Annotated in this window: 22 protein-coding genes and 1 pseudogene; 14 read left to right on the top strand and 9 right to left on the bottom strand. The window is 65.2% G+C overall.

The genetic code is table 11. From position 1 onward, the window contains the following. Positions 1–12 precede the first annotated feature (12 nt). Entirely contained in the window at positions 13–159 is a 147-nt protein-coding gene (locus ACVWW1_RS28475) for a hypothetical protein (protein ID WP_016843561.1), read from the bottom strand. A 145-nt stretch (positions 160–304) separates the two neighbouring features. Here ACVWW1_RS28475 and ACVWW1_RS28470 point away from each other — a divergent pair, with 145 nt between their 5' ends. Genes ACVWW1_RS28470 through ACVWW1_RS28460 form a run of 3 tightly spaced genes read left to right on the top strand, consistent with a single transcriptional unit; the run spans position 305 to position 3,404 of the window. Next, the gene (locus ACVWW1_RS28470; protein WP_456658204.1) at positions 305–937 is read left to right on the top strand and encodes a shikimate kinase; all 633 of its coding nucleotides are present in this window, start codon (positions 305–307) and stop codon (positions 935–937) included. Continuing rightward, positions 934–2,076 (top strand): 3-dehydroquinate synthase, encoded by a 1,143-nt coding sequence (aroB, locus tag ACVWW1_RS28465; RefSeq protein WP_456658203.1) that lies wholly within the window; start codon positions 934–936, stop codon positions 2,074–2,076. Before ACVWW1_RS28470 ends, aroB begins: the two co-directional genes overlap by 4 nt. Positions 2,077–2,093: 17 nt before the next feature. Further along, on the top strand, positions 2,094–3,404 hold the full coding sequence (locus tag ACVWW1_RS28460) for an HlyC/CorC family transporter (RefSeq protein ID WP_456658202.1): 1,311 nt from the start codon (positions 2,094–2,096) through the stop codon (positions 3,402–3,404). A 180-nt stretch (positions 3,405–3,584) separates the two neighbouring features. Here ACVWW1_RS28460 and ACVWW1_RS28455 read toward each other — a convergent pair whose 3' ends face one another. Both ACVWW1_RS28455 and ACVWW1_RS28450 read right to left on the bottom strand, forming a co-directional pair. Further along, positions 3,585–4,073, bottom strand: a complete 489-nt coding sequence (locus ACVWW1_RS28455; RefSeq protein WP_456658201.1) for a hypothetical protein — start codon at positions 4,071–4,073, stop codon at positions 3,585–3,587. 88 nt (positions 4,074–4,161) lie between these two features. Further along, entirely contained in the window at positions 4,162–4,437 is a 276-nt protein-coding gene (locus ACVWW1_RS28450) for a BolA family protein (protein WP_456658200.1), read from the bottom strand. 109 nt (positions 4,438–4,546) lie between these two features. Between ACVWW1_RS28450 and ACVWW1_RS28445 the strand changes: the two genes are divergently transcribed. Further along, on the top strand, positions 4,547–5,182 hold the full coding sequence (locus ACVWW1_RS28445; RefSeq protein WP_092120102.1) for a J domain-containing protein: 636 nt from the start codon (positions 4,547–4,549) through the stop codon (positions 5,180–5,182). Positions 5,183–5,353: 171 nt separating this feature from the next. Here the strand turns inward: ACVWW1_RS28445 and ACVWW1_RS28440 are convergent, their stop codons facing one another. Further along, positions 5,354–6,448 (bottom strand): citrate synthase/methylcitrate synthase, encoded by a 1,095-nt coding sequence (locus ACVWW1_RS28440; protein WP_456658199.1) that lies wholly within the window; start codon positions 6,446–6,448, stop codon positions 5,354–5,356. Positions 6,449–6,524: 76 nt separating this feature from the next. On the opposite strand from ACVWW1_RS28440, the gene ACVWW1_RS28435 reads away from it, so the two are divergent. Then, positions 6,525–7,748 carry a citrate/2-methylcitrate synthase gene (locus ACVWW1_RS28435; RefSeq protein ID WP_456658198.1) on the top strand — a complete coding sequence of 408 codons (1,224 nt, stop codon included), beginning with the start codon at positions 6,525–6,527 and terminating at the stop codon, positions 7,746–7,748. On the opposite strand, the gene ACVWW1_RS28430 is transcribed toward ACVWW1_RS28435, so the two are convergent. After that, the gene (locus ACVWW1_RS28430; protein ID WP_456658197.1) at positions 7,749–8,411 is read right to left on the bottom strand and encodes a DedA family protein; all 663 of its coding nucleotides are present in this window, start codon (positions 8,409–8,411) and stop codon (positions 7,749–7,751) included. 292 nt (positions 8,412–8,703) lie between these two features. On the opposite strand from ACVWW1_RS28430, the gene cobS reads away from it, so the two are divergent. The 5 genes from cobS to ACVWW1_RS28405 all read left to right on the top strand — a co-directional run bounded on the left by cobS (position 8,704) and on the right by ACVWW1_RS28405 (position 14,367). Next, entirely contained in the window at positions 8,704–9,702 is a 999-nt protein-coding gene (gene cobS, locus ACVWW1_RS28425) for a cobaltochelatase subunit CobS (RefSeq protein WP_173640144.1), read from the top strand. A gap of 3 nt (positions 9,703–9,705) precedes the next feature. Next, entirely contained in the window at positions 9,706–10,116 is a 411-nt protein-coding gene (locus ACVWW1_RS28420; RefSeq protein WP_173640145.1) for a GNAT family N-acetyltransferase, read from the top strand. Continuing rightward, positions 10,113–12,011, top strand: coding sequence for a cobaltochelatase subunit CobT (gene cobT, locus ACVWW1_RS28415; protein WP_097671073.1), 1,899 nt, complete (start codon positions 10,113–10,115; stop codon positions 12,009–12,011). Before ACVWW1_RS28420 ends, cobT begins: the two co-directional genes overlap by 4 nt. 3 nt (positions 12,012–12,014) lie before the next feature. After that, the gene (locus ACVWW1_RS28410; RefSeq protein ID WP_456658196.1) at positions 12,015–13,121 is read left to right on the top strand and encodes an esterase-like activity of phytase family protein; all 1,107 of its coding nucleotides are present in this window, start codon (positions 12,015–12,017) and stop codon (positions 13,119–13,121) included. 133 nt (positions 13,122–13,254) lie between these two features. Further along, a complete protein-coding gene (locus ACVWW1_RS28405) occupies positions 13,255–14,367 on the top strand; it encodes an NADH:flavin oxidoreductase/NADH oxidase (protein WP_456658195.1) in 1,113 nt (370 codons plus the stop codon). 31 nt (positions 14,368–14,398) lie between these two features. Here the strand turns inward: ACVWW1_RS28405 and ACVWW1_RS28400 are convergent, their stop codons facing one another. Beyond that, positions 14,399–14,542 (bottom strand): aromatic-ring hydroxylase C-terminal domain-containing protein, encoded by a 144-nt coding sequence (locus ACVWW1_RS28400; protein ID WP_456658194.1) that lies wholly within the window; start codon positions 14,540–14,542, stop codon positions 14,399–14,401. Between the two features lie 17 nt (positions 14,543–14,559). Between ACVWW1_RS28400 and ACVWW1_RS28395 the strand changes: the two genes are divergently transcribed. Together ACVWW1_RS28395 and ACVWW1_RS28390 are read left to right on the top strand one after the other, a co-directional pair. Further along, positions 14,560–14,829 carry a hypothetical protein gene (locus ACVWW1_RS28395; RefSeq protein ID WP_456658193.1) on the top strand — a complete coding sequence of 90 codons (270 nt, stop codon included), beginning with the start codon at positions 14,560–14,562 and terminating at the stop codon, positions 14,827–14,829. A 106-nt stretch (positions 14,830–14,935) separates the two neighbouring features. Beyond that, the gene (locus ACVWW1_RS28390; protein WP_342725127.1) at positions 14,936–16,036 is read left to right on the top strand and encodes an LLM class flavin-dependent oxidoreductase; all 1,101 of its coding nucleotides are present in this window, start codon (positions 14,936–14,938) and stop codon (positions 16,034–16,036) included. A gap of 62 nt (positions 16,037–16,098) precedes the next feature. Here ACVWW1_RS28390 and ACVWW1_RS28385 read toward each other — a convergent pair whose 3' ends face one another. Both ACVWW1_RS28385 and ACVWW1_RS28380 read right to left on the bottom strand, forming a co-directional pair. Then, the gene (locus ACVWW1_RS28385) at positions 16,099–17,781 is read right to left on the bottom strand and encodes a phospholipase D-like domain-containing protein (protein WP_456658192.1); all 1,683 of its coding nucleotides are present in this window, start codon (positions 17,779–17,781) and stop codon (positions 16,099–16,101) included. A 214-nt stretch (positions 17,782–17,995) separates the two neighbouring features. Further along, positions 17,996–20,266 (bottom strand): DUF2235 domain-containing protein, encoded by a 2,271-nt coding sequence (locus ACVWW1_RS28380; protein WP_456658191.1) that lies wholly within the window; start codon positions 20,264–20,266, stop codon positions 17,996–17,998. Between the two features lie 222 nt (positions 20,267–20,488). Between ACVWW1_RS28380 and ACVWW1_RS28375 the strand changes: the two genes are divergently transcribed. Then, positions 20,489–20,908: a hypothetical protein gene (locus ACVWW1_RS28375; protein ID WP_456658190.1), complete on the top strand. Its 420-nt coding sequence runs from the start codon at positions 20,489–20,491 to the stop codon at positions 20,906–20,908. A gap of 43 nt (positions 20,909–20,951) precedes the next feature. Here ACVWW1_RS28375 and ACVWW1_RS28370 read toward each other — a convergent pair whose 3' ends face one another. Next, entirely contained in the window at positions 20,952–22,130 is a 1,179-nt protein-coding gene (locus tag ACVWW1_RS28370) for an ABC transporter substrate-binding protein (protein WP_456658189.1), read from the bottom strand. A gap of 151 nt (positions 22,131–22,281) precedes the next feature. Between ACVWW1_RS28370 and ACVWW1_RS28365 the strand changes: the two are divergent. After that, positions 22,282–22,521 (top strand): annotated as a pseudogene (locus tag ACVWW1_RS28365) (winged helix-turn-helix domain-containing protein); the annotation flags it as partial. Positions 22,522–22,538 lie beyond the last annotated feature (17 nt).

Below are 22,538 nucleotides of genomic sequence, written 5' to 3'. Positions count from 1 at the left end.
GAATCATAGCGGCTATTTCTTGAGGAACTTATCCGGCGGGATGGTCACGGTCATTTCCCGCGGTTTCGGGTGCACGAAATTCGCCAGCGCGAAGACGATGCCGTAGCCGATCCCGAAAATCACGGCGACGACCGTCAGGAAGCGGAACAGGCTGGGCATGGAGGCGACTCAGGCGGCGAATTAACCAATGAAATCATCCAACATGTTCCCCGCGCGGTTGCAAGAGTCGCTGGTAACGGTGTCGCCGGGGGTAGTATAGGTGGCTCGAATTCCGAACAATTCGTCCCAATATCCGAGCTTTTTGATGTCCGACGCAGCCGTCCCGGCGCCCACCCACCCGACCCTGGAGGCCGACATTACGGCCGCGCTGGGGACGCGGTCGATCGTGCTGGTCGGCATGATGGGGGCCGGCAAGTCGACCATTGGCCGGCGGCTGGCGGCGCGGCTCAAGCTGGCGTTCACCGATGCCGACACCGAGATCGAGGCGGCGGCCGGCATGACGATCCCGGAGATTTTCGAGACCCACGGCGAACCGTATTTTCGCGACGGCGAGGCGCGGGTGATCGCCCGCATCCTCGACAGCGGCCCGATCGTGCTGGCGACCGGCGGCGGCGCCTTCATGCGCGAGGAGACCCGCAACCGGATCCGCGACCGCGCAGTTTCGATCTGGCTCAAGGCCGACAGTGATATCATCATGCGCCGGGTCCGCCGCCGCGCCGATCGTCCGCTGCTGCAGACCGCAGACCCCGAGGCGACCGTCAACCGGCTGCTCAGCGAGCGCGAGCCGGTCTACCAGAACGCCGATCTGACGATCGCCTCGCGCGACGTGCCGCACGACCGCATTGTCGACGAATGCCTCGAGGCCCTGCACGCGCATCTGTGCGGCGCGCGTCCGGCCGGCGAGCCACCACCTGATGGATTGAACGCGACCTCATGACTGCGCCCTTGAAACACTCCGCCTCCGTTACCGTCGATGTCGCGCTCGGCGACCGCGCCTATGACATCGTCATCGGCCGCGACGTGCTGGCCTCGCTGGGCGAGCGTGTCGCGGCGCTGCGGCCCGGCGTGCGGACCGCTGTTGTCACCGATCGCACCGTCGCCAGGCACTGGCTGGAGCCGGCCGAGGCGTCGCTGGCGGCCGCGGGCGTGCCGACGTCGCGGATCGTCGTCGAGGAGGGCGAGGGCTCGAAGAGCTACGCCACCCTGACGCAGGTCAGCGAGGCGCTGATCGCGGCGAAGATCGAGCGCAACGATCTGGTGATCGCGCTCGGCGGCGGCGTGGTCGGCGATCTCGCCGGCTTCGCGGCCGCGATCCTGCGCCGCGGCGTCGATTTCGTGCAGGTGCCGACCTCGCTGCTGGCGCAGGTCGATTCCTCCGTCGGCGGCAAGACCGGTATCAACTCGCCGCAGGGCAAGAACCTGATCGGCGCATTCCACCAGCCGGTGCTGGTGATCGCCGACACCTCGGTGCTCGACACGCTGTCGCCGCGCCAGTTTCGCGCCGGCTACGCCGAAGTCGCGAAATACGGCATCCTCGGTGACGAGGCCTTCTTCGCCTGGCTCGAAAAGAACCATGCCGACATCTTCTCGGGCGGCGCGGGGCGTGAGCACGCGATTGCGACCTCCTGCCGCGCCAAGGCCGCCATCGTCTCCCGCGACGAGCGCGAGACCGGCGAGCGTGCGCTGCTCAATCTCGGCCACACTTTCGGCCATGCGCTGGAAGCCGCGACCGGCTTCTCCGACCGCCTGTTCCATGGCGAGGGTGTCGCGGTCGGCATGGTGCTCGCGGCGGAATTCTCCGCGCAGCTCGGCATGATTTCGACGGACGACGCTGCCCGCATCGCGCGTCATCTTTCTGCGGTAGGATTGCCGACGCGCCTGCAGGATATCGCAGGCTTCACGCAGGAAGGGCTTGCCGATGCCGACGCTCTGTTGGCGCTGATGGCGCAGGACAAGAAGGTCAAGCGCGGCAAGCTCACCTTCATCCTGCTGGAGGCGGTCGGCCGCGCCGTGATTGCAAACAATGTCGAGCCACAGCCGGTGCGCGACTTCCTGCAAGCCAAGCTGAAGGCTTAAAGCCACGGATCAAGCCAGTGGGATGGTTGACCTTCTCGATCGTGCTGCTCTGTCTGCTCGTCTCCGCCTTCTTCTCGGCGAGTGAGACGGCGCTGACCGGCGCTTCGCGCGCCAGCATGTTGCGGCTGTCGAAGCAGGGCAACAGCGAGGCCACGGTCGTCTCGAGCCTGATGGCGATGCGCGAGCGGATGATCGGCGCGCTGCTGCTCGGCAACAATATCGCCAATATCGGCGCCTCCGCGCTCGCCACCGGCATCTTCACCGCCTGGTTCGGCGATGTCGGCGTGCTTTATGCCACCGGCGTCATGACGGTGCTGGTGGTGATCTTCGCGGAAGTGCTGCCCAAGACCGTCGCCATCAATGCGCCGGACCGAGTGTCGCTGCTGGTGGCCCGGCCGATGCGGTTGACGGTGTTCGTGCTCGGGCCGCTTCTCACCATCATTGAAGGGATCGTCCGCGCCCTGATGCGGCTGCTTGGCATCAAGATCGGCGCGCATCAGGCCATCCTGTCGCCGACCGAACGCCTGCGCGGCGCGGTCGATCTGCTGCATCACGAAGGCAAGGTCGAGAAGCAGGACCGCGACATGCTCGGCGGGTTGCTGGACCTCAGCGAACTGCAGGTCTCCGACGTGATGGTCCACCGCACCGAGATGACCATGGTCAATGCCGACCTGCCGCCCGAGGAATTGGTGCGCGAGGTGCTGGCGAGCGAATACACCCGCATCCCGCTGTGGCGCGAGAAGCCGGAGAACATCGTCGGCGTGCTCCACGCCAAGGATCTGCTGCGGGCGATGCGGGCCAATGAAGGCGACATGTCGGCGATCGATGCCTCGGCGATCGCGCTGCCGCCCTGGTTCGTGCCGGAGATGCGCCCGGTCTCCGAACAGCTGAAGGCGTTCCGCCGCCGCAAGACCCACTTCGCCCTGGTGGTCGACGAGTATGGCGAGGTCGAAGGCATGGTGACGCTGGAGGACATTCTGGAGGAGATCGTCGGCGACATCTCCGACGAGCACGATGTCGTTGTCGCCGGCGTGCGCGCCCAGCCGGACGGCTCGGTGGTGGTCGACGGCTCGGTGCCGATCCGCGATCTGAACCGCGCGATGGACTGGCGCCTGCCGGACGAGGAGGCGACCACGGTCGCCGGCCTCGTGATCCATGAGGCGCGGTCGATTCCTGATCGCGGCCAGAGCTTCACCTTCCACGGCTTCCGCTTCCGCGTGCTCCGCCGCGAGCGCAACCGCATCACCGCGCTGCGCATCGTCGCCGTCCCGCGCGAGGCCGCCGAGCCCGACGAGAAGAAGCCGAGGCGGGCGGGGACGGCGTTCTAGTCCTGGTCCGGCGAACGAAGCCTATCCCCGTCACCCCCGCGCAACGGCTTTGCCGTTGTCGCTGGGGGAGCCGCGAAGCGGCGTCTCGAGGGGTCGACGGCCCGGCTGGTGGCCGCGCATCCTTCGAGGCTCGCAAGGGCTCGCGCCTCAGGATGACGGGTCTGGCGATTGTTCCGAACGCTACTCGATATCGATCGAGATGCCCGACAGCTTCCACGCGCCGTCGGAGGGGATGAAGCCGAGCTGATACTTCACCTGCTTGGGCGTGGTGTCGAAATGGCCCTTCAGCCGCAACGCGCCCTTGTCGTCGATCTTGGCATCCTCATCGAGGACGATCGGCTTGGCGACCACGGCGTCGAACACCGCATGCTTGTCGACCAGATCCTTGAAGATCGTCTTCAGTTTGTCCGGCGAAAACTGGTCGCGGAACGGCTTTGAGATCTTGGCGTGGAACACGGCGAAATTGTTCGCGGCCACCGCGTCGTTGAGCGAGACCATGATGCTCTTGATCAGCACCTCCTGGACGAACGGGCTCGGCATATCCAGCGCCAAGGCCGGGCGCAACGCGCAGATCAGGAGCAGGCCGGCGGCGGCGACAATCGACCGGAAACGTGGCCAGCAAGGGATCATCAATGGCCCCATAACAAGCGTGGCGATGCGATCCATCATTCACCTGCTCACATATGGAGCAGGTCCATCGCCGGAGGTCCCATTCTCATAACGGAAAACCACTGCTTCGTCTTGAGCCAAGCGCGAGCTAGCGCGGCTTTTCCCCGGGGCCGTGGGCGTGGATCGCCAGCGCATGCACCGAGCCGGCGAGTTCCTGCGCCAGCGTCGCATTTATCATGCGATGGCGTTCGATCCGGCTCTTCCCTTCGAAGGAGGGAGACACAATATATACCCTGAAATGCGTCTCGCCGCCTGGCCTGTGGCCGGCGTGGCCCTCATGCAGATGTGACTCATCGACCACGTCGAGGCTTTCGGGCAAGAAAGCTTCACGCAACTTGTTTATGATAGCGTCTTTGGTGCTCATGGCGGCGGAGTTAGGTCCGCGACGGCTTTTCGTCAATGGCGCAAGCGGGAAACGAGGTCTGCGCAATGTCAAGACTTGAAGATTTGTGCATTGCGTAGTCAAAGAGAACATGCCGATCGATTCATCAAAATTCTTCGACTCCATTCGCATCAAGCCGACCAAGGTGAGTGCGAAGCGCCAGGCGCAAGCCGGCGAGCAGGCCGTCGCCTGCGAGTGGGCGGGTTGCCAGAACAAGGGCGCGCACCGCGCCCCGAAGGGCCGCGAGAATTCGCGCGAGTATTGGCACTTCTGTCTCGATCACGTCCGCGAGTACAACCAGTCCTACAATTTCTTCCAGGGCATGAATCCTGACGACGTGGCGCGCTACCAGAAGGACGCGCTGACCGGCCACCGTCCGACCTGGAAGATGGGCGCCAACAACGGCAAGAAGGAGAGCGGGCTCGACGCCGCCTCCGATCCGTTCCACGTGTTCTCCGAGCTCAACGGCCGCGGCCGCTGGCGTCCCGGACCGGGTGGCGCGGAGCCCAAGCCCGAGACCCGCAAGGTCATGAACGCCGAGCGCAAGGCGTTGCTGGTGATGGGGCTCGGCGCCGGCGCGACGCTCGAAGACGTCAAGTCGAAGTACAAGGCGCTGGTCAAGCAGCACCATCCCGACGCCAATGGCGGCGACCGCTCCACCGAGGATCGCCTGATCGAGATCATCAAGGCGTACAATTATCTGAAGACCGTGGTGCGCGAGGCGTAAGCTCTTGCCTCCGTCGCCCCAGCGAACGCAGGGGCCCATAACCACCAGCGGTTATAGTTCTCGTCAGGTGTCGACCCCATCGTCCCATTGATAGGCCGCGGCGTACGGGTCCCTGCTTCCGCAGGGACGACGGCAGAGTTTGTGGCTCCGCCGTCGGATGCTTCCTGCTGTTCAGCCCTTCGGCACTGCTCCGACATAGGACGAGCTCGGCCGGATCAACCGGCCGGTGCGCCGCTGTTCCAGTGCATGCGCGGTCCAGCCGGCGGCACGGGCCACGGCAAAGATCGGCGTGAACGCCTGGCGCGGGATTTCCAGCGCATCGAGCAGGATCGCGGTGAAGAACTCGACATTGGTCTCGAGCGGCCGCTCCGGGTTCTTCTTGCGCAGCGCTGCGCGGATATAGGCCTCGACCTCGCCGGCAAACGGCAGGTCGGCGCCGTCGGCTTCCAGGCGTTCGATCGCAACCTTCAGCACGTCGGCGCGCGGATCGCGCACGCGATAGACCCGATGACCAAAGCCCATCAGCCGTTCGCCGTGCGCCAGCGCGCCGTCGACCCAGGGCTTGATGCGCTCACGGGTGCCGATTGCGTCCAGCATCTCCAGCACCGGCTCCGGCGCGCCGCCATGCAGCGGGCCGGTCAGCGCGCAGTAGCCGCCGGTGACGGCCGCGAACAGATCGGCCTGGGTCGACGCGATCACCCGCGTCGTGAAGGTCGATGCATTCATGCCGTGGTCGCAGACGGTGACGAAATAGGCGTCGAGCGCCGCAACCTCGCGCGGCTCGGCCTTGCGCCCCCGCAGCATCCGCAGCGTGTCGGCCGCGTGGCTGACATTCGGGTCGGGCGCGATCGGGGCATGTCCCTTGGCGTGCTGGACCAGGGCGCCCGCGATCACAGGGAAGGCGCCGACGATGGTTGCCTCGTGCTCCAGCCCGTTCTCGCCGCGGAGGCCTGCGATCGCGGCCCGGAAGCCGTCGACGATCGACATGCCGCGCGTCGCCGGCATCAGGTCCGGCAGCCGCGCAAAGGCGCGTTCGCGGGCGGCGCCGAGGCCGGCGCGGACGTTGGCTTCGCTCAGCGACTTGCCGGTGGCGCCATTCCACAGCCGCGCCGTGACGCCCTCGAAGCTCGACTTGCTTGCGAGGTTGGCGACATGCTCGCCGGCGATGATCAATTCGCCGCGCTCGCCGTCGACATGGCTCAACACGGTCTCGGCAGCGGGGACGCCATCCAGACCGATCTGGCTCTTGGTGAGAATCATGTTCATGGCCCGATCTCCTTGCTTCACCCTCTAAAGATCGAGCCTCTCGACGAGTTGATCAATCTTGATTATATAAATCAATATGAAAAAATCCGCCGAGCTTTACCTGTCCGCCCGCGAGGCCGCCGCCGAACTCGCGATCTCGCAGGCGACCCTCTACGCCTATGTCAGCCGCGGCCTGATCCGCTCCGAGCCGTCGCCGGATTCGCGCAGCCACCGCTACCGCGCCGAGGACATCAGGGGGTTGAAGGAGCGCCGCGTGCCGTCACCGGAGCCGCGCGGCTTTCGCAATTTCGACGCCGACCTGCCGGTGATGGATTCGGCGATCGCGACCATCACCGAGCAGGGCCCGATCTATCGCGGCGTGAACTGCGTCGATCTCGCCGAGCGTGACACGCTGGAGCACACCGCGACGCTGCTGTGGGACGTCACCGGCGTCGACCCGTTCGCGCCCGACAATTGCCCGCATGTCTCGGATGAAATGCGGTCGATCGCCGAGGCCGCGCGGCGCGCCCAGCCGATCGACCGGACGGTCGCGGTGCTGGCGCTGGCGGCGAGTGCCGATCCCGGTGCCTTCACCCGCGCGCCTGATGGACGCGCGATGGTCGGCGGGCGCATCCTGCGGCTGCTGGTCGCGACCATGCTGAACGCCGTGCCATCGGCCGAGCCGCTGCATGAGCAGGTGGCGCGGGTCTGGACGCCGGACAACAAGCACGCGCCCGACCTGATTCGCCGCGCGCTGGTGCTGCTCGCCGATCACGAACTGAATGCCTCCACCTTCACGGCGCGCTGCGCGGCATCGACTGGCCTCAATCTGTACGACGCCGTGATCGCGGGTCTCGTCGCGTTGAAGGGGCCGATGCATGGCGGCGCCGGCGTGCTCGCCTCGCGCCTGGTCAAGACCATGATCGACAATGACGTTGCGCCTGTGGTCCGCGAGCGGGTCGCGCTCGGCGAACGCTTCGCCGGCTTCGGGCACGGCGTCTACAAGAAGGGCGATCCGCGCGCAATCTCGCTGCTCGAGGCCCTGACCCGGGCCGGCGCGCCGCGCAAATTCACCAGGGAGGTGCCCGAGCGGATCGCGGAAGCGACCGGCGAGTTCGTCAACATCGACTACGCGCTGGCGGTGCTGGTGCATGCGCTGCGGATGCCGGCGGGGAGCGAGCTCGCGCTGTTCGCGATGGCCCGCAGCGTCGGCTGGATCGCGCATGCCAGCGAGCAGCTTCAGTTTGGCAAGCTGATTCGGCCCCGCGCGCGCTATGTCGGCCCGGCACCCGGGCGGGCCGGCACGACCAATAGTATCTAGCTATTTTGCCGGCTTGGCCGGTTCGATCATGCCGCCGCCATGCCGGCGGCGGATGGTCCAGATCGCCAGCGACAGGATGACGGCGCAACCCGCGACCGCGAACATCCACAGGTGCTTGCCGACATGTTGATGATGCGGCAGGCCGGCATAGTCGTGCAGCGCGGTGACGGCGAGCACGCCGGGCAACACATGCGCCGGTGCCCAGAGCAGGATCGCGGGGATGTTGATCGCGTAGAAGCGCGCCGGCGGCATGTCGAGCGCGCCGGCGGTGATCGGCACAAAGGCGCGGATCGGCGGCACGAAGCGGGCGAAGAACACCGCGAGCACGCCCCAGCGGTTGAAGAAGGCCTCGCTCTGCGCGACCACCCGCGGATAATTGGAGAGCGGCCAGGCCGACAGGATCTCGCGCTGGCTGCGGTAGCCGATCAGGTAGGCGGTGCCGTCGCCGAGCATCGCGCCGGCGGCCGCGGCGGCGAGCACCGGCACGAGCTTCAATTCGCCGCCCGGGACCAATGCGCTCAGCGCCAGGATGATGGTCGAGCCCGGCACCAGCGAACCGACCACCGGGACTGCTTCCAGCAGGGCGGCCAGAAACAGCGTCAGATAGGCGAGCCAGGCATGGGCCGAAACGAACGCGATCAATGGGTCAAGGAATGAAGTCACAGAATCCCTGGGTGCGGTGAAACAGGTCCGAGAGCTAACAACTCCCCACCGGGCTGAAAAGTGCCTCGCCGGGCAGGCCGCCGTGGCGCTACGGCGAAAGTACGGCGGGATTTGCAGAGCAGCCTTCCAAAAACCGAGTTTCGCGCCTATCTTTATGATACAACAACGGAACTTTGATTTGCCCGTGGGCTTCTGCCGGCCGATGCTCTCTGCTAGGCTTGTGCGTAGCACCCCATCCGCAGCCAAATGACCTAAATCTGGTTTCGGGAATGCCCGGGACCTCGGAGGATGAATGACGACGGCCGTCCAGACCAAAGCGCAAGAACCCGTCGGGTTGCCCGACATGAAGGTGTCGGTTCGGCAGGTCTTCGGGATCGATAGCGATCTGGAAGTTCCGGCCTATTCCGAAGTCGATCCGCATGTGCCGGAAGTCGACAGCGACTATCGCTTCGACCGCGCCACCACGCTCGCGATCCTCGCCGGCTTTGCCAAGAACCGCCGCGTGATGGTCACCGGCTATCACGGCACCGGCAAATCGACTCACATCGAGCAGGTTGCGGCCCGACTCAACTGGCCCTGCGTGCGCGTCAACCTCGACAGCCACATCAGCCGTATCGATCTCGTCGGCAAGGATGCCATCGTGGTCAAGGACGGCAAGCAGGTCACCGAATTCCGCGACGGCATCCTGCCCTGGGCGCTGCAGCACAACATCGCGTTGGTGTTCGACGAGTACGACGCCGGCCGTCCGGACGTGATGTTCGTGATCCAGCGCGTGCTGGAGGTGTCCGGCCGCCTGACGCTGCTCGACCAGAACAAGGTGATCAAGCCGCACCCGGCGTTCCGCCTGTTCTCGACCGCCAACACGGTCGGCCTCGGCGACACCTCGGGCCTCTATCACGGCACCCAGCAGATCAACCAGGGCCAGATGGACCGCTGGTCGATCGTCACCACGCTGAACTACCTCGCCCATGACGAGGAAGTTGAGATCGTGCTGGCGAAGGCGAAGCACTATCGCACCCAGGAGGGCCGCGACATCGTCAACAAGATGGTGCGGCTGGCGGATCTCACCCGCAACGCGTTCGCCAATGGCGACCTGTCGACGGTGATGAGCCCGCGCACAGTGATCACCTGGGCCGAGAACGCCGACATCTTCAACGACATCGGCTTCGCGTTCCGCGTCACCTTCCTCAACAAGTGTGACGAGCTGGAGCGGCCGCTGGTCGCCGAGTTCTACCAGCGCTGCTTCAACGTCGAGTTGCCGGAATCCTCGGTCAACGTGGCGCTCAGCTAGTCCATGCCGAAAATCTCCGTCGAGCGCACAGTCACACAGACGAAGAAAGCGGTGCTCGGCGGATTGCTCCGCTACAACAACGAGAAGATGGGGAAGCAGAAATACAAGCGCTTCGCCATCTCATTGCGGCAAGGCGACGAGATCGTCGGCGGCATCGTCGGCGAGGTCTGGACCGCGGTGTTGTTCATCCAGCTGTTCTGGATGGAGCAGAAGTTTCGCAACAAGGGTTTTGGCGCGAAGCTGATCAAGGCGATCGAAGACGAGGCGCGGCGCTTCGGAGCGACGCGATCCTATCTGGATACGATGAGCTTCCAGGCGCCGGGCTTCTACCGCGCCAATGGATATAAAGAGTTCGGTTCGATTGAGGGGTATCCCGGCGGCGTCACGCGCCACTGGTTTACGAAATCGCTATGACAACCTCCAATATCAAATTCCGTCCCGGATCAAAGGAAGCGCCGACCGAGCCGTTCAAGCGCTCGGTGTCGGCGTGCCTGAAGGCGATCGCCAAGAAGCCGGAGCTCGAGGTCTCTTTCGCCGCCGAGCGGCCGGGGCTTGCGCCCGGCAAGGCGCGGCTGCCGGAGCCGGCGCGCAAGATGACCAAGCGCGATGCGGCGATCGTGCGCGGCCATGCCGATTCGATCGCGCTCAAGATCGCCTGTCACGATCCCAAGGTGCATCGCAAGCTGATGCCGGGCAACCCGCAGGCGCGCGGCGTGTTCGAGGCGGTCGAGCAGGCGCGCGTCGAGGCGATCGGCTCGCGGCGGATGGCGGGCGTCGCGAAGAACCTCACCGCGATGCTCGACGATCATTTTCACCGCGGCAAGTATGACGAGATCACCGACCGCGCCGATGCGCCGCTGTCGGACGCGCTGGCGATGCTGGTGCGCGAACGCCTGACCGGCATGGCGCCGCCCGCGGCCGCCAAGAAGATGGTCGATCTCTGGCGTCCGACGCTGGAGGACAAGATCGGCTCGCGGCTCGACCAGCTCAGCCGTTTCACCGAGGACCAGGCGAGGTTCGGTGATATGGTCCACGATCTGCTGTCGGCGCTCGATCTCGGCGACGACCGCAACATGGATTCCGACGACGACGATGACCAGGACGAGAACCAGGACGGCGAGAACGATCAGTCCGGTGCCGAGGGTTCGCCTGATTCTGATGCTGCGCAGGAGATGAGCGCCGATCAGGCCCAGACGAGCGCGGAAGAGATGAGCGAAAGCGCGATGGAGAGCGCGCAGGCCTCCACCTCAGACACGTTCGACGACGGCGAACTGGGCGACGACGAGACGCCGGGCGAGGCGACGCGGCCGAATTCGCGTGGCCAGAACGAACCGCGCGGCCCGGAATATCATGCGTTTGCGCCGAAGTTCGACGAGGTGATCGCCGCGGAGGATCTCTGCGATCACGACGAGCTCGAGCGGCTGCGCTCCTATCTCGACAAGCAGCTCGCGCATCTGCAAGGCATCGTGGCGCGGCTCGCCAACCGCCTGCAGCGCCGCCTGATGGCACAGCAGAACCGCGCCTGGGATTTCGATCTCGAGGAAGGCATCCTCGATCCGGCGCGGCTGTCGCGCGTCGTCACCGATCCCTATCACCCGCTGTCCTTCATGCATGAGAAGGAGGCGACCTTCCGCGACACCGTGGTGACGCTGCTGCTCGACAATTCAGGTTCGATGCGCGGTCGTCCGATCACGGTTGCCGCCACCTGCGCGGACATCCTGGCGCGCACGCTGGAGCGTTGCGGCGTCAAGGTCGAGATCCTGGGCTTCACCACCCGCGCCTGGAAGGGCGGGCAGTCGCGCGAGGCGTGGCTTGCGGCCGGCAAGCCGGCCAATCCCGGCCGCCTCAACGATCTGCGCCACATCATCTACAAGTCGGCGGATGCGCCGTGGCGTCGTGCGCGGAAAAATCTCGGCCTGATGATGCGCGAGGGCCTGCTCAAGGAGAACATCGACGGCGAGGCGCTCGACTGGGCGCACAAGCGTCTGCTTGCGCGTCCCGAGCAGCGCCGCATCCTGATGATGATTTCCGACGGCGCGCCGGTCGACGACTCCACGCTGTCGGTCAATCCCGGCAACTATCTCGAGCGGCACCTGCGCCACATCATCGAGGAGATCGAGACCCGCTCGCCGGTCGAGCTGATCGCGATCGGCATCGGTCACGACGTGACGCGCTACTATCGCCGCGCCGTCACCATCGTGGATGCCGAAGAACTCGGCGGCGCCATCACCGAAAAGCTCGCCGAGCTGTTCAGCGAGACCCACGGCTCGGCGCCCGCACCGGGCACGCGGCGCCGTCTCCACTCGTGAGACATGCGATCACCCGTTAGCCGCCGCCATGTCCTGCATGGGATGGCGGCGGGGCTGTCGGCCGCAGCATCGCCGCGTCTCGCGCAGGCACAGGGCGCGAGCCAGCCGGCGCTGACGCCGGGACCGCCCGGCAGGCCGGGCCGCCACCGCGTCGACGAACCCGCAGCTGTCGAGGTCAACGCACGGCCGCTGCCGTCGTTCGATATTCGCGATCGTGCGCGGGTGCGGTTCGGCGCGCTGGAATATCGCAGCGGCCTGATCCTGACCTCGTCGTTCACCGGCTTCGGCGGTCTGTCCGCGCTGCGGCTCGATGCCAAGGGCGAGCGCCTCATTGCGGTCAGCGACCAGGGCACCTGGTTCACCGGCCGCATCGTCTATCGCGGCCGGGAGATGGCCGGGCTCGACGATGTCGAGGCGGCGCCGCTGCTCGGCGCTGACGGCAAACCGATCACCGCCACTCGCGGCTGGTACGATTCGGAATCGCTCGCGCTCGACGGCTCCATTGCCTATGTCGGGCTCGAGCGCGTCAACCAGGTGCTGCGCTACGATTTCGCCAAGGGCTTCACCCGCGCGCGCGGCGAGCTGGTGCCGCTGCCGGCGGCGGCGCGCAAGCTGCCCATCAACAAGGGGCTCGAGGCGCTGGTCTTCGTGCCCAAGGTCATGCCCAAAGCCACACCGCCGAGCCAGCCGCTGGCCGGTACGCTGATCGCGCTTTCCGAACGCGGGCTCGATGCCGGCGGCAACCTGATCGCCTTCCTGGTCGGCGGCAGGACGCCGGGCCAGTTCAGCGTCCGCCGCACCGAGAATTACGACATCAGCGACGCGGTCCTGCTGCCGTCGGGCGATCTGTTGATTCTGGAGCGGAAATTCTCCTGGCTCGGCGGCGCCGGGATTCGCATCCGCCGCCTCGCTTTGTCGGATATCGCGCCCGGCGCCGTCGTCGACGGTCCGGCGATCTTCAATGCCGATCTCGGCAACGAGATCGACAACATGGAAGGCATCGACGCCCATGTCACGGCGGAGGGCGAGACTGTGCTGACCATGATCTCCGACGACAATTTCTCCCTGATCCAGCGCAATTTGCTGCTGCAATTCACGCTGGTGGACTGAGGTGCCGGCCTGCGGGCCACCGTTATCGCATTGCTGATCTGCCCCGGCCGGTTCGGCGACCGCGGCAGTTGGTGATCGCGGCGGCCGCCTCTATCTTATCGTGGCCGTTTCCCCGATCCCGGATACCCCTCGCATGAGCACCCTGTTTTCCCCGATCGAACTGCGCAGCCTCAAGCTCTCCAATCGGATCATGGTCTCGCCGATGTGCCAGTATTCGGCCGACGACGGCTCCGCCAATGATTGGCACTTCACCCACATCAACATGCTGGCGCTGTCGGGCGCCGCAATGTTCTGCATCGAGGCCACCCATGTCGAGGATATCGGGCGGATCACGCCGGGCTGCCTCGGCCTCTATAGCGATGCCAACGAGGCGGCGCTGAAGCCGATCCTGGCCTCGGTGCGCAAGCATTCGAAGGCGGCGGTCGCGATGCAACTCGCCCATGCCGGCCGCAAGGCTTCGAGCCAGCGTCCCTGGGAGGGCGGGCAATTGATCCCGACCGCCGAAGGCGGCTGGCAGACGGTTGGGCCGTCGGCTGTCCCGCATAAGGAAAGCGAGGCGCCGCCGCTGGCGCTCGATGACGCCGGCCTGAAGCGCATTCGCGAGGCCTTTGTCGCGGCCGCCCGGCGGGCCGACCGGCTCGGCATCGACGCGCTCGAGCTGCACGGCGCGCACGGCTATCTGCTGCACCAGTTCCTGTCGCCGATCGCCAACAAGCGGACCGACCGCTATGGCGGCTCGCTCGAAAACCGCATGCGCTTCCCGCTGGAAGTGTTCGACGCGGTGCGCGCCGTATTCCCGGATCACAAGCCGATCGGCATGCGGGTGTCGGCGACCGACTGGGTGGAGGGGGCCTGGGACCTCGCGCAGACCATCGAATTTGCCAAGGAGCTGAAGAAGTGCGGCGTCGACTGGATGGACGTCTCCTCCGGCGGCGTCTCGCCACTGCAGAAGATTCCGCTCGGCCCGGGCTACCAGGTGCCGGCGGCACAGGCGGTGAAGGAGGCGACCGGCGTCACCACGATGGCCGTCGGCCTGATCACGGAAGCGAAGCAGGCGGAGGAGATCGTCGGGTCAGGGAAGGCCGACATGGTCGCGCTCGCCCGCGGCATGCTCTACGACCCGCGCTGGGGCTGGCACGCCGCCGCCGAGCTCGGCGGTGAGGTGAGTGCGCCGCCGCAATACTGGCGCTCGCAGCCCTCAACGCAGAAGGCGCTGTTCGGCAAGACCACGTTCGGGACGCGCTGAGACGCCGTCTCGCCTGGCCTCGCCTGCGAGGTCAATGCATGGCGGGTCCGAACCACCGCGTCAGCGCGGCGTCGAGGCCCGCAAGGTCCTCGCCGTCGGCCACCCAGGCGATGCAGGCATCGGGCCGGATCAGAAGCGACGGGCCGGCGCGCCTTGATACGCATCGTACGAACATGTCCCAGCGAGCCGCGATTGCTGACGCGGCCCCGCCCGTTGCGTGACGAGTTGATCGATGATCTTGCAACCGTGCTGGCGGGCGCCATCAAGCGGCCGCTCGCCGATGCCGATGCCCGGCTCGCCGCGTCGATGGTGGTGACGGCCGTGACCGTCGCCTATGCGGAGGGGCTTCGCGAGCACAAGGCTCGCCGATCGGCGGCCTCGACACGCGAGGCCTTCCTGCAGATCATGGAGCGCAGCTTTTCGGGCATCGCGATCATGCTGAAGGGGACGCCTTACGCGTAATTCCCGCCGGGGCCGCATGCGACAAAGCCATTGTTCTGCCGTAGCCGGGGCAGGTACTCTCCGGAGCGCGTGCGGAAGACACGCATCGAACAAAGAGAGGAAACCCATGGAACTCGGATACTTCGCGATGCCGTCGCATCCGCCGGAGTGCGGACTGAAAGAGGGCCACGACTGGGATCTTCAGGTGCTGCGGTGGCTGGACGAGCTCGGCTACCAGGAAGCCTGGATCGGCGAGCACCACACCGCGCCCTGGGAGCCGCATCCGTCGCCGGACCTGTTGATCGCGCAGGCACTGCTGCAGACCAAGAACATCCGCATCGGACCCGGCGGCTTCCTGCTCCCGTATCATCATCCGGCCGAACTGGCGAACCGCGTTGCGATGCTCGACCATCTCTCGAATGGACGATTGAATTTCGGCGTCGCGGCCTCAGGCCTGCCGAGCGACTGGGCGATGTTCAATGTCGACGGCATGTCCGGCCAGAATCGCGACATGACCCGCGAGGCACTCGAGATCATCCTGAAGATGTGGACCGAGCCGGCTCCGTGGACCCACAAGGGCAAGTTCTGGACGGTGACCAAGCCGGACACGATGTTCGATTTCCTCAAGCCCCACATCAAGCCACAGCAAGCACCGCATCCGCCGATCGGTGTCGCCGGCCTGTCGAAGAACTCGGATACGCTCAAGCTCGCAGGCGAGCGCGGTTTCATCCCAATGAGCCTGAACCTCAACCCGGCGTATGTCGGCAGCCATTGGGACTCGGTCGAAGCCGGTGCCGCCAAGACCGGCCGCAAGCCGAGCCGCAAGGACTGGCGGATGGTGCGCGAGGTGTTCGTCGCCGATACCGACGAGGAGGCATGGAAGCTCTCGACCGGCGACATGATGGGCCGGATGATGGGCGAGTACTTCCTGCCGCTGCTCGGCCACTTTGGTTTCAAGGACTATTTGAAGGCGTCGCCCGACGTGCCCGATAGCGACGTCACGGTCGAGTATTGCGCCCGCAACAACTGGATCGTCGGCTCGCCCGCGACCGTCACCGAGAAGATCGAGAAGATCTATCAGGAGGTCGGCGGCTTCGGCGTGCTGCTGGTGTTCGGTTTCGACTACAAGCACAAGCCCGAAGCCTGGCACAATTCGCTGCGGCTGCTGAAGCAGGAGGTCTTGCCGAAGCTGAAGCACCTCGACGCCTCGGTCGGCCGCGCGGCGTAGGCTTGAGGAGGAGCGCGGGGGAGCGGTAACGCTGCCCCGTACGTCATGATGGATCGCCGGCCTCAGGCGGTGCCGAGCCAGAACCGGGTTTCGATTTGCGCCCAGCCCTTGCCGATGCGGCTGCTCAGCCAGCTGTCGCTGCGTTTCAGACCCTTGTCCTTCTGGCCTTGCGGCGTGTTGCGCCAAGCCTGCCAGCGGTACTGGCCGTAGATGCTGACGATGCGCGCGGCGTAGGTCAGCGCCAGTCGTGAATCGCCTCTGATGATGACGAGGTTGTCGTCGTTCTTGGTGCTGGCGCGGTCGGAGAAATTGTGCGAGCCGGTCATGACCACCGGGTTCTTGCCGGCCGGATCCAGCACGATCACCTTGCTGTGCACGGCGATCATGAACTTTCCGCTGTTCTTGATCTCGTGCTGCCACCAGTCGGCGGTCTTGTCGATGCCGGCGGGCCGGATTACGTCGGCAATCTGCTTGCCCTTGAAGACCTGCTGCTGACCGCCGCCGGCCAGCAGTTGCAGCTGATCCTTCGGACTGTCCTTGCCCTGCGCCGGGAAATTGTTGAGCACCCCGCGCACATAGAGGTTCTTGTCCTGTGCCTTCTGCAGGATCGGGCCGAGCAGGCCCTTGTTGCCCGGATTGAGCATCAGGCACACCGCGCCATGCTCGGCGTCCTCGATCATCTTGGTCGCTTCCTTGAGATCGCCGCTCTTCGTGGTCGGCGTGAACCAGACGCTGATGTTCGAGTTGCCGATCGTGAACGGCCATTCGTGATCGCCGGCCACGGCCAGCGCCTTCGGCGACTTGCTGCCGTCGGCGTAGATCGCTTTCCAATGCTCGTGATAGGCCGCCGCGATCTTGTCGTCGGTGATCTCCAGCCCATTGTTGTTCTGGGTGCACAATCCGGTCGGGGTCCAGTTGGTGCTGCCGGTCCAGACCACTTTCGGTGTCTCGGCGCCGTCGCAGAACACCGCGAACTTGTTGTGGGCGTAACGAGCCGGCGCGATGTTGCGGCGGACGATGTCGACGCCCGCCTTCTTCAGCACGCCGGCGTTCTTCTCGGCTTCCTTTGCGGTAGCGTCGGACTTGCCGGTGCTGTTGCCGAGCACGACGTGGGCCTTGCCCTTCATGGCCGTCAGCGCGGCAACCAATTCGGGGTCGTTGAGCTCGTAAAGCGCGACATAGACGTCGACCTTGTCCTTCTTGGCCCCGGCCAGCAGGGCGAGCAGGCGCGCGCCAAGCTCGCCCTTGAGGAAGTCGCGGATCTTGTTGCCCTTGGTGGAGATCGCCTTCTCCAGCGTCTGGGAGGCTTTCGGCGTGGTACCGATCGCGCGCGACAGCCATTGTGCCGAGATCGTGCCGCGGTTGAACCATGGCTTCAGCGGGCCCGACGGCGTGGCCGAGACGTAGTCGGTCCATGTCGCTGGGGCACCGTAGGCGGGCTTCACCTTGGTGGCGCCGTCCTTGAGAACCGGCACGACGCCATAGCGGACCGGCGCATCGGCCGGGGCCAGGAAATCGGTCCAGTTCGTCTTCTGCACCGGCCATTCGGTGCTCGGACGATGATCTCCCGCCTTGTGGCCCTGCACCTGATCGTCAAACCCGACCCAGGTGTCGACGACGGTCGCGCTCTTGCCCTGCTGCTGACGATAGAGCGCAAAGCCGAGGCAGTCCGGGATCATTGCCGCGACCTCCCAAACCACGAAGATGCCGTCGGTGGTTGGAAACGCCTGAATTGTGGAAATCATGGTGACGCCTCCAAATCACTGATGAGAAATATCCGCTCGATATGAACCTGGCGCGTCAGCGCTGCAGGAGATCCGACGTGTCGCGCCGGATCGTTCCGGGCGTCGGGCGGTTCGTCTAGCAAGAGGAGTATGTAATAAAATTTGCAACCGAAACTATCGGCTGGATCACAGATGGATCACGCCGTGCGGACCGTTCCGCTGCGGTTGCAGCTGTCTAGAGCAACTTCACCGTGACCTTCGCCCTGCCCTTGTGATCGCCGTAGAACCATTTGTAGATCCAGGGCAGGCCGATGACGGCCTGGTTGACGTAGAGGAAGATCTCGCCGCTGCGATCGGCGGTGAACCACGCCTTGTAGACTTGCGGATCGGTGTTCGGCGCCGGCAAGGGATCGAGGAAATACTCGTCGACGCCGGTCTCTCCGACCCGTGCGATCAGCCTGAACCATGGCCGGAACAGGATACGCCGCAGGAAGATCGTGGCGTATCCGCGCCAGCGTTTTGCGCCCTCGATGGTCGAGGTCCGGTATCCGATGGGCGTGACCGCGCGTCCGGCGTCCTCCCATGGCTCCGACATCGTGATCGCGATCTCGTACTTGAAGCCGGTGCGGACCTTGAGGCCGGTCGGCGCACAGATCGCGCTGGTGTCGAAGTCGGCCGCATCCTGCGGGATGCCCTTGTCGGCGGCGACGAGCTTGTCGGCCGTGGTCCCCTTGCAGAAGGCGCCCATCGAGTCCGCGGCATTGAACAGGAAATGGCTGAGTAGGGTCGCACCGAACCAGACCAGCAAGGCCGTGAGCAGGAACGGCGCGACATGCCGTTTCCCGACATTGAGAATCCACTGATAGATCGTGCTGGTCCGGAAGCGATAGATCGCATTGTGCACGATCCCGGAGAGCGGCGTCGGGTTCGCACGGTCACGCCAGATGATCCGCATCCTGTCGCTGATCGTTGCGCTGAGCGAACTGCCCACAGCCATCAGCGCGATAACGGCGACGATGCCGCCCGCGAACCATTCCGGGTTGCCGGCATACCAATCGGTCCACCAATGAAACGAAGCGGGCAGGAATGACTCGATGAAGCGCACCAGCTCCGAGATCATCCTGAACCAGGAGCTGAATTCGTGCTCCTTGTGCTGGTTGTGGAACAGCCAGAACGTCGCCAAATGCAGCGACGCCGCCAAGGTGGCGAAGTAAGCGATCCGCCGCATCCAGACGAAATTCCACAGCTTCTCCTGGGCGGCATGACGCGCCGGCGCGCCACTGGGCGTTTCAAAGGTATTGGTGCCCAGGGGTGTCACCTGGCCGCTGCGGGAGACGACCACATAGCTCGGCGGAAGTCCGATCGGGGCATAGGCATTGGCGCCGCTGTCGATCCGCTCGAACACGCTTTCGTGGATCTTCGGCATCGGCACGCTGACGCCGGCGTAGGGATCGTTGCAGAGGTCGGCGACCTTGCGGGGACCGTACCGGTAATAGGCACCGAGGCCGGCCCGCGAATCGTAGAGGCGGCCATCCTTGTCCTCGGAGGACCTGATCGCCTTGATCGCATCGGGATCGGCAATCGGCGCGCTCTTGAACACGAGCCCGCGCTTGACGGCTTCGTCGACCAGCCAGGCCAGCGGCACGAAGGCGACGGCGTCGTCCGGATAGCCGCCGCCGACATTGGCATGCATGCCGACGAACCACACCTGGACGAGACGCTCGCCATCGATCGTTGCCGGCACGGCCGGTGCGGGCTGTCCCGGCTCTTGCTCCGTCCAGAGCACCGGATGGAAGGTCGTGCGCTCATCGTCGAGCGCCAGCGCATGCCGTGCCCACTTGACCTTCGGGCTGAGAATCCGGTTCGGCAGCTCGAGCGGCCACACCCAGTTGGAGATGCCGCGTGTCATCTCGTCGATCGGCAGGCCATAGGCCGCGACGGTGTCCCAGATGCCGATGAACTCGATCGCTGGCACCGACTTCCGTGCGATCTCCGCATAAGGCTTGTTGCGCTGAAGGCGGTCCAGCACCGGCACAAAGACGTAGTCGCGCAGCGCGCGGAACAGCACCTCGATGCGCCAGATCGAGTGGTAGCCCGCGGCCCGGTACGCGCGATAGGCTTTCACCGCGCCGTCGTGCAGTTCGGCTTCGGTGCCGGCGACGATCAGGCCCTGATCGAGGATGAGTGCGGCGAGCGTGCGCACGGTGAATGCGCCGCGGCTGAATCCGAACAGGTAGATTTGCGAATCGTTCTGGTGGTCGTAGTTGCGGCAGATGAATTTGTAGGCATCCAGGATATTGCGCTTGAGGCCGTAGCCGAAGGCGCCGCCGAGCAGCGCGAGCGGGACGAAGGACGACGTGCCGACGCCGTCATCATACTTGGCGGCCTGCGCGTTGCCCTGCAAATCCAGCGACTGGAATATCCGCCAGACATTGGTGCGCCAGACGCTGGAAGCGGCGTTGCCGGTGCCGTCGGACAGGATAATGATCTTGGGGCTCGCCGGCATCGAAAGACGCTCGCTGAAGTGGATGAAGCGGATGGCGCAGCGTAGCAGGGGCCGGATCGATTGCTACCTTGGATCGATCTTTAATCACTCGGCGCCGCGATAGGTGTGAACTGGCGCACAAAAGCGCCCCGAGGTCGCGGCCATTTGAGGCGAGACGGCTTTCGCGGCGTAACGAAAAGGCCTAGCCTGACCAGTGGTGCAATTCATTGATGAGGCAAAGCAATGCGTCGCCGCGTCAGAAAATTTGCCCATATCCTGGAGCGCTTCGGCCTCGCCTTGGCGGGAGCAGCCAGCGGTCTGTTCGTCGCCATCCATGTCGGCTCGAGCGTCTCGGCGCTGACGTCGCAGGCGTTCCTGTTGATCATGATGCTGGGCGGCGCGATCGGCTTCTATCTCGGCATCGACACGCCGCCAAAGCTGTTTCATCCGAAGGACGGGAGCTCGACGCGCAAGATCGACGCGGCGGAGCTGCTCAGCGCGATCGGCACCTTCCTCGCGACCATGGTCGCGTTCTTCTCGGTCGGCGTCGTCGTGCTGCGCAGCGAGCCGGATATCGCCTGGACCGCGGTGATCATGGCGGGCTGGGTGCTCGGCGTCGCCATGCAGATCGTCGCCGGCACGATCGCCCGCACCCGGGTCTGACGCGTCGGAGCGGCGCCAGGCCCGACCGGCTTCGCCGCCTGGCTTACTTGTTCGCGACCTTGGCGGGGTCCTTGATCGCCTTGAAGGTCTCGTGCTCGACGCTGTAGAGCTCGCCGCCGACCCTCTCGACCTTGCGAATGTAGATGTCGTGGACGACATCGCGCGTCTTCGGGTCGATCGACATCGGACCGCGCGGGCTTTCCCAAGCCATGCCCTTCATGGCTTCGATCAGTGCGTCGCCATTGGTTTTGCCGCCGGTCGCCTTCAGCGCCTCGTAGATCAGATGCATACCGTCATAGGCGCTGACGCTGATAAAGTTCGGACGGACGTTGGCATTGGCCTTGCGGAACGCTGCGACATAGGCGCGGTTCAGGTCGGATGGATGAGCGGCAGAGTAGAATCCGGCCGTGATCATGCCGATCATGGCATCGCTCATTCCCGGCAGGTCCTCGTCGTCAGCGATGTCGCCGGGGCCGATCAGCTTGATCCCGCTCTTGTCCAGCCCGCGCTCGACAAATTGCTTGGCCAGGATGGCGGCCTGGCTTGCCGGCACGAAAATGAACAGGGTATCGGGATTGCCGTCCCGCGCGCGCTGCAGGAACGGCGCAAAATCGGGATTGGCCAGCGGCACTTTCAGCGCTTCGACGATCGATCCGCCCGCCGCGGTGAAGCTTGCCGAAAATACGCCGGCGGCTTCATGCCCGGGTGCCCAGTCGGACGCGATGATGGTGGCCCGCCTCGATCCGTTCCTGGCCGCCCAATCCGCCAGCACGCTGGCCTGCTGCGCGTGCGTCCAGCTGGTGCGGACGAAATAGAGCGATCGTTCGGTCACGATCGATGTGCCCGACACCATGACGACGGTCGCCGTCTTGCTCTCATTGACCAGCGGCGCGAGCGCCAGCACGCTCGGCGTCAGTCCGCCGCCGAGGATCGCGACCTTGTCGTTGACGATCAGCTCCTGAGCGATGCGCTTGGCATTGTCGGGCACGCTGGCGTCGTCCCGGACGATCAATTCGATCTTGCGACCGGCGACCATATCGCCGTGCTGCGCCATGTAGAGCCGTGCCCCGGCGACCGCCTGCTTGCCGACCGGCCCCAGAACGCCGGTCAATGGCATCACCAGCCCGACCCTTACGGCGTCCTGCGCCCGGGCATGTCCCGATTGCACCGCCGAAAGCGCCAGAACGGCCCCGACCAACCCGGCAAACGGCATCCTCGACATGGTCAACCTCCCGCGTGCCCGGAAATGATGCCGGGCCGGTTCACGACTATCGGCTGCGCTTCCGGGAAGTCCTGATGAAGAAGTGACAGAACGGCGAATTTCCTGCTAAATTCTTCTGATTGGTGCCGTCTGTGGGCATGGAGTGACCTCTATGAACCCGGCGACTGATTCCGTTTTGATATTTGATTCCTTTGTGCTCGATCTCGCCCGCGGCGTCGCCCGCGTCGATGGCGTCGAGCTTGATCTCCGGCCAAAATCATTCGCGGTCCTCCGCCATCTCGTCAGCAATGCTGGACGGCTGGTATCCAAGCAGGACCTGCACGAGGCGGTCTGGGGCAACGTCGCCGTTTCGGACGACTCGCTCGTCCAATGCATCCGCGAGCTGCGCCTGAAGCTGCACGATGACGA

The sequence above is a fragment of the Bradyrhizobium sp. JR3.5 genome, assembly GCF_054057015.1.
Note: the sequence above shows the minus strand (reverse complement) of the source record. Positions and strands in the feature narration are given on the sequence as shown.

Coding starts and splice junctions, on each gene's coding strand:
- ACVWW1_RS28435 (WP_456658198.1), top strand. CDS start 6,525: ATGAAAAAATCCGCCGAGCTTTACCTGTCCGCCCGCGAGGCCGCCGCC.
- ACVWW1_RS28445 (WP_092120102.1), top strand. CDS start 4,547: ATGCCGATCGATTCATCAAAATTCTTCGACTCCATTCGCATCAAGCCG.
- ACVWW1_RS28470 (WP_456658204.1), top strand. CDS start 305: ATGTCCGACGCAGCCGTCCCGGCGCCCACCCACCCGACCCTGGAGGCC.
- ACVWW1_RS28410 (WP_456658196.1), top strand. CDS start 12,015: ATGCGATCACCCGTTAGCCGCCGCCATGTCCTGCATGGGATGGCGGCG.
- cobS (WP_173640144.1), top strand. CDS start 8,704: ATGACGACGGCCGTCCAGACCAAAGCGCAAGAACCCGTCGGGTTGCCC.
- ACVWW1_RS28380 (WP_456658191.1), bottom strand. CDS start 20,266: ATGCCGGCGAGCCCCAAGATCATTATCCTGTCCGACGGCACCGGCAAC.
- ACVWW1_RS28450 (WP_456658200.1), bottom strand. CDS start 4,437: ATGAGCACCAAAGACGCTATCATAAACAAGTTGCGTGAAGCTTTCTTG.
- ACVWW1_RS28440 (WP_456658199.1), bottom strand. CDS start 6,448: ATGAACATGATTCTCACCAAGAGCCAGATCGGTCTGGATGGCGTCCCC.
- ACVWW1_RS28455 (WP_456658201.1), bottom strand. CDS start 4,073: ATGATGGATCGCATCGCCACGCTTGTTATGGGGCCATTGATGATCCCT.
- ACVWW1_RS28385 (WP_456658192.1), bottom strand. CDS start 17,781: ATGATTTCCACAATTCAGGCGTTTCCAACCACCGACGGCATCTTCGTG.
- ACVWW1_RS28370 (WP_456658189.1), bottom strand. CDS start 22,130: ATGTCGAGGATGCCGTTTGCCGGGTTGGTCGGGGCCGTTCTGGCGCTT.
- ACVWW1_RS28420 (WP_173640145.1), top strand. CDS start 9,706: ATGCCGAAAATCTCCGTCGAGCGCACAGTCACACAGACGAAGAAAGCG.
- cobT (WP_097671073.1), top strand. CDS start 10,113: ATGACAACCTCCAATATCAAATTCCGTCCCGGATCAAAGGAAGCGCCG.
- ACVWW1_RS28405 (WP_456658195.1), top strand. CDS start 13,255: ATGAGCACCCTGTTTTCCCCGATCGAACTGCGCAGCCTCAAGCTCTCC.
- ACVWW1_RS28400 (WP_456658194.1), bottom strand. CDS start 14,542: ATGTTCGTACGATGCGTATCAAGGCGCGCCGGCCCGTCGCTTCTGATC.
- ACVWW1_RS28375 (WP_456658190.1), top strand. CDS start 20,489: ATGCGTCGCCGCGTCAGAAAATTTGCCCATATCCTGGAGCGCTTCGGC.
- ACVWW1_RS28390 (WP_342725127.1), top strand. CDS start 14,936: ATGGAACTCGGATACTTCGCGATGCCGTCGCATCCGCCGGAGTGCGGA.
- aroB (WP_456658203.1), top strand. CDS start 934: ATGACTGCGCCCTTGAAACACTCCGCCTCCGTTACCGTCGATGTCGCG.
- ACVWW1_RS28475 (WP_016843561.1), bottom strand. CDS start 159: ATGCCCAGCCTGTTCCGCTTCCTGACGGTCGTCGCCGTGATTTTCGGG.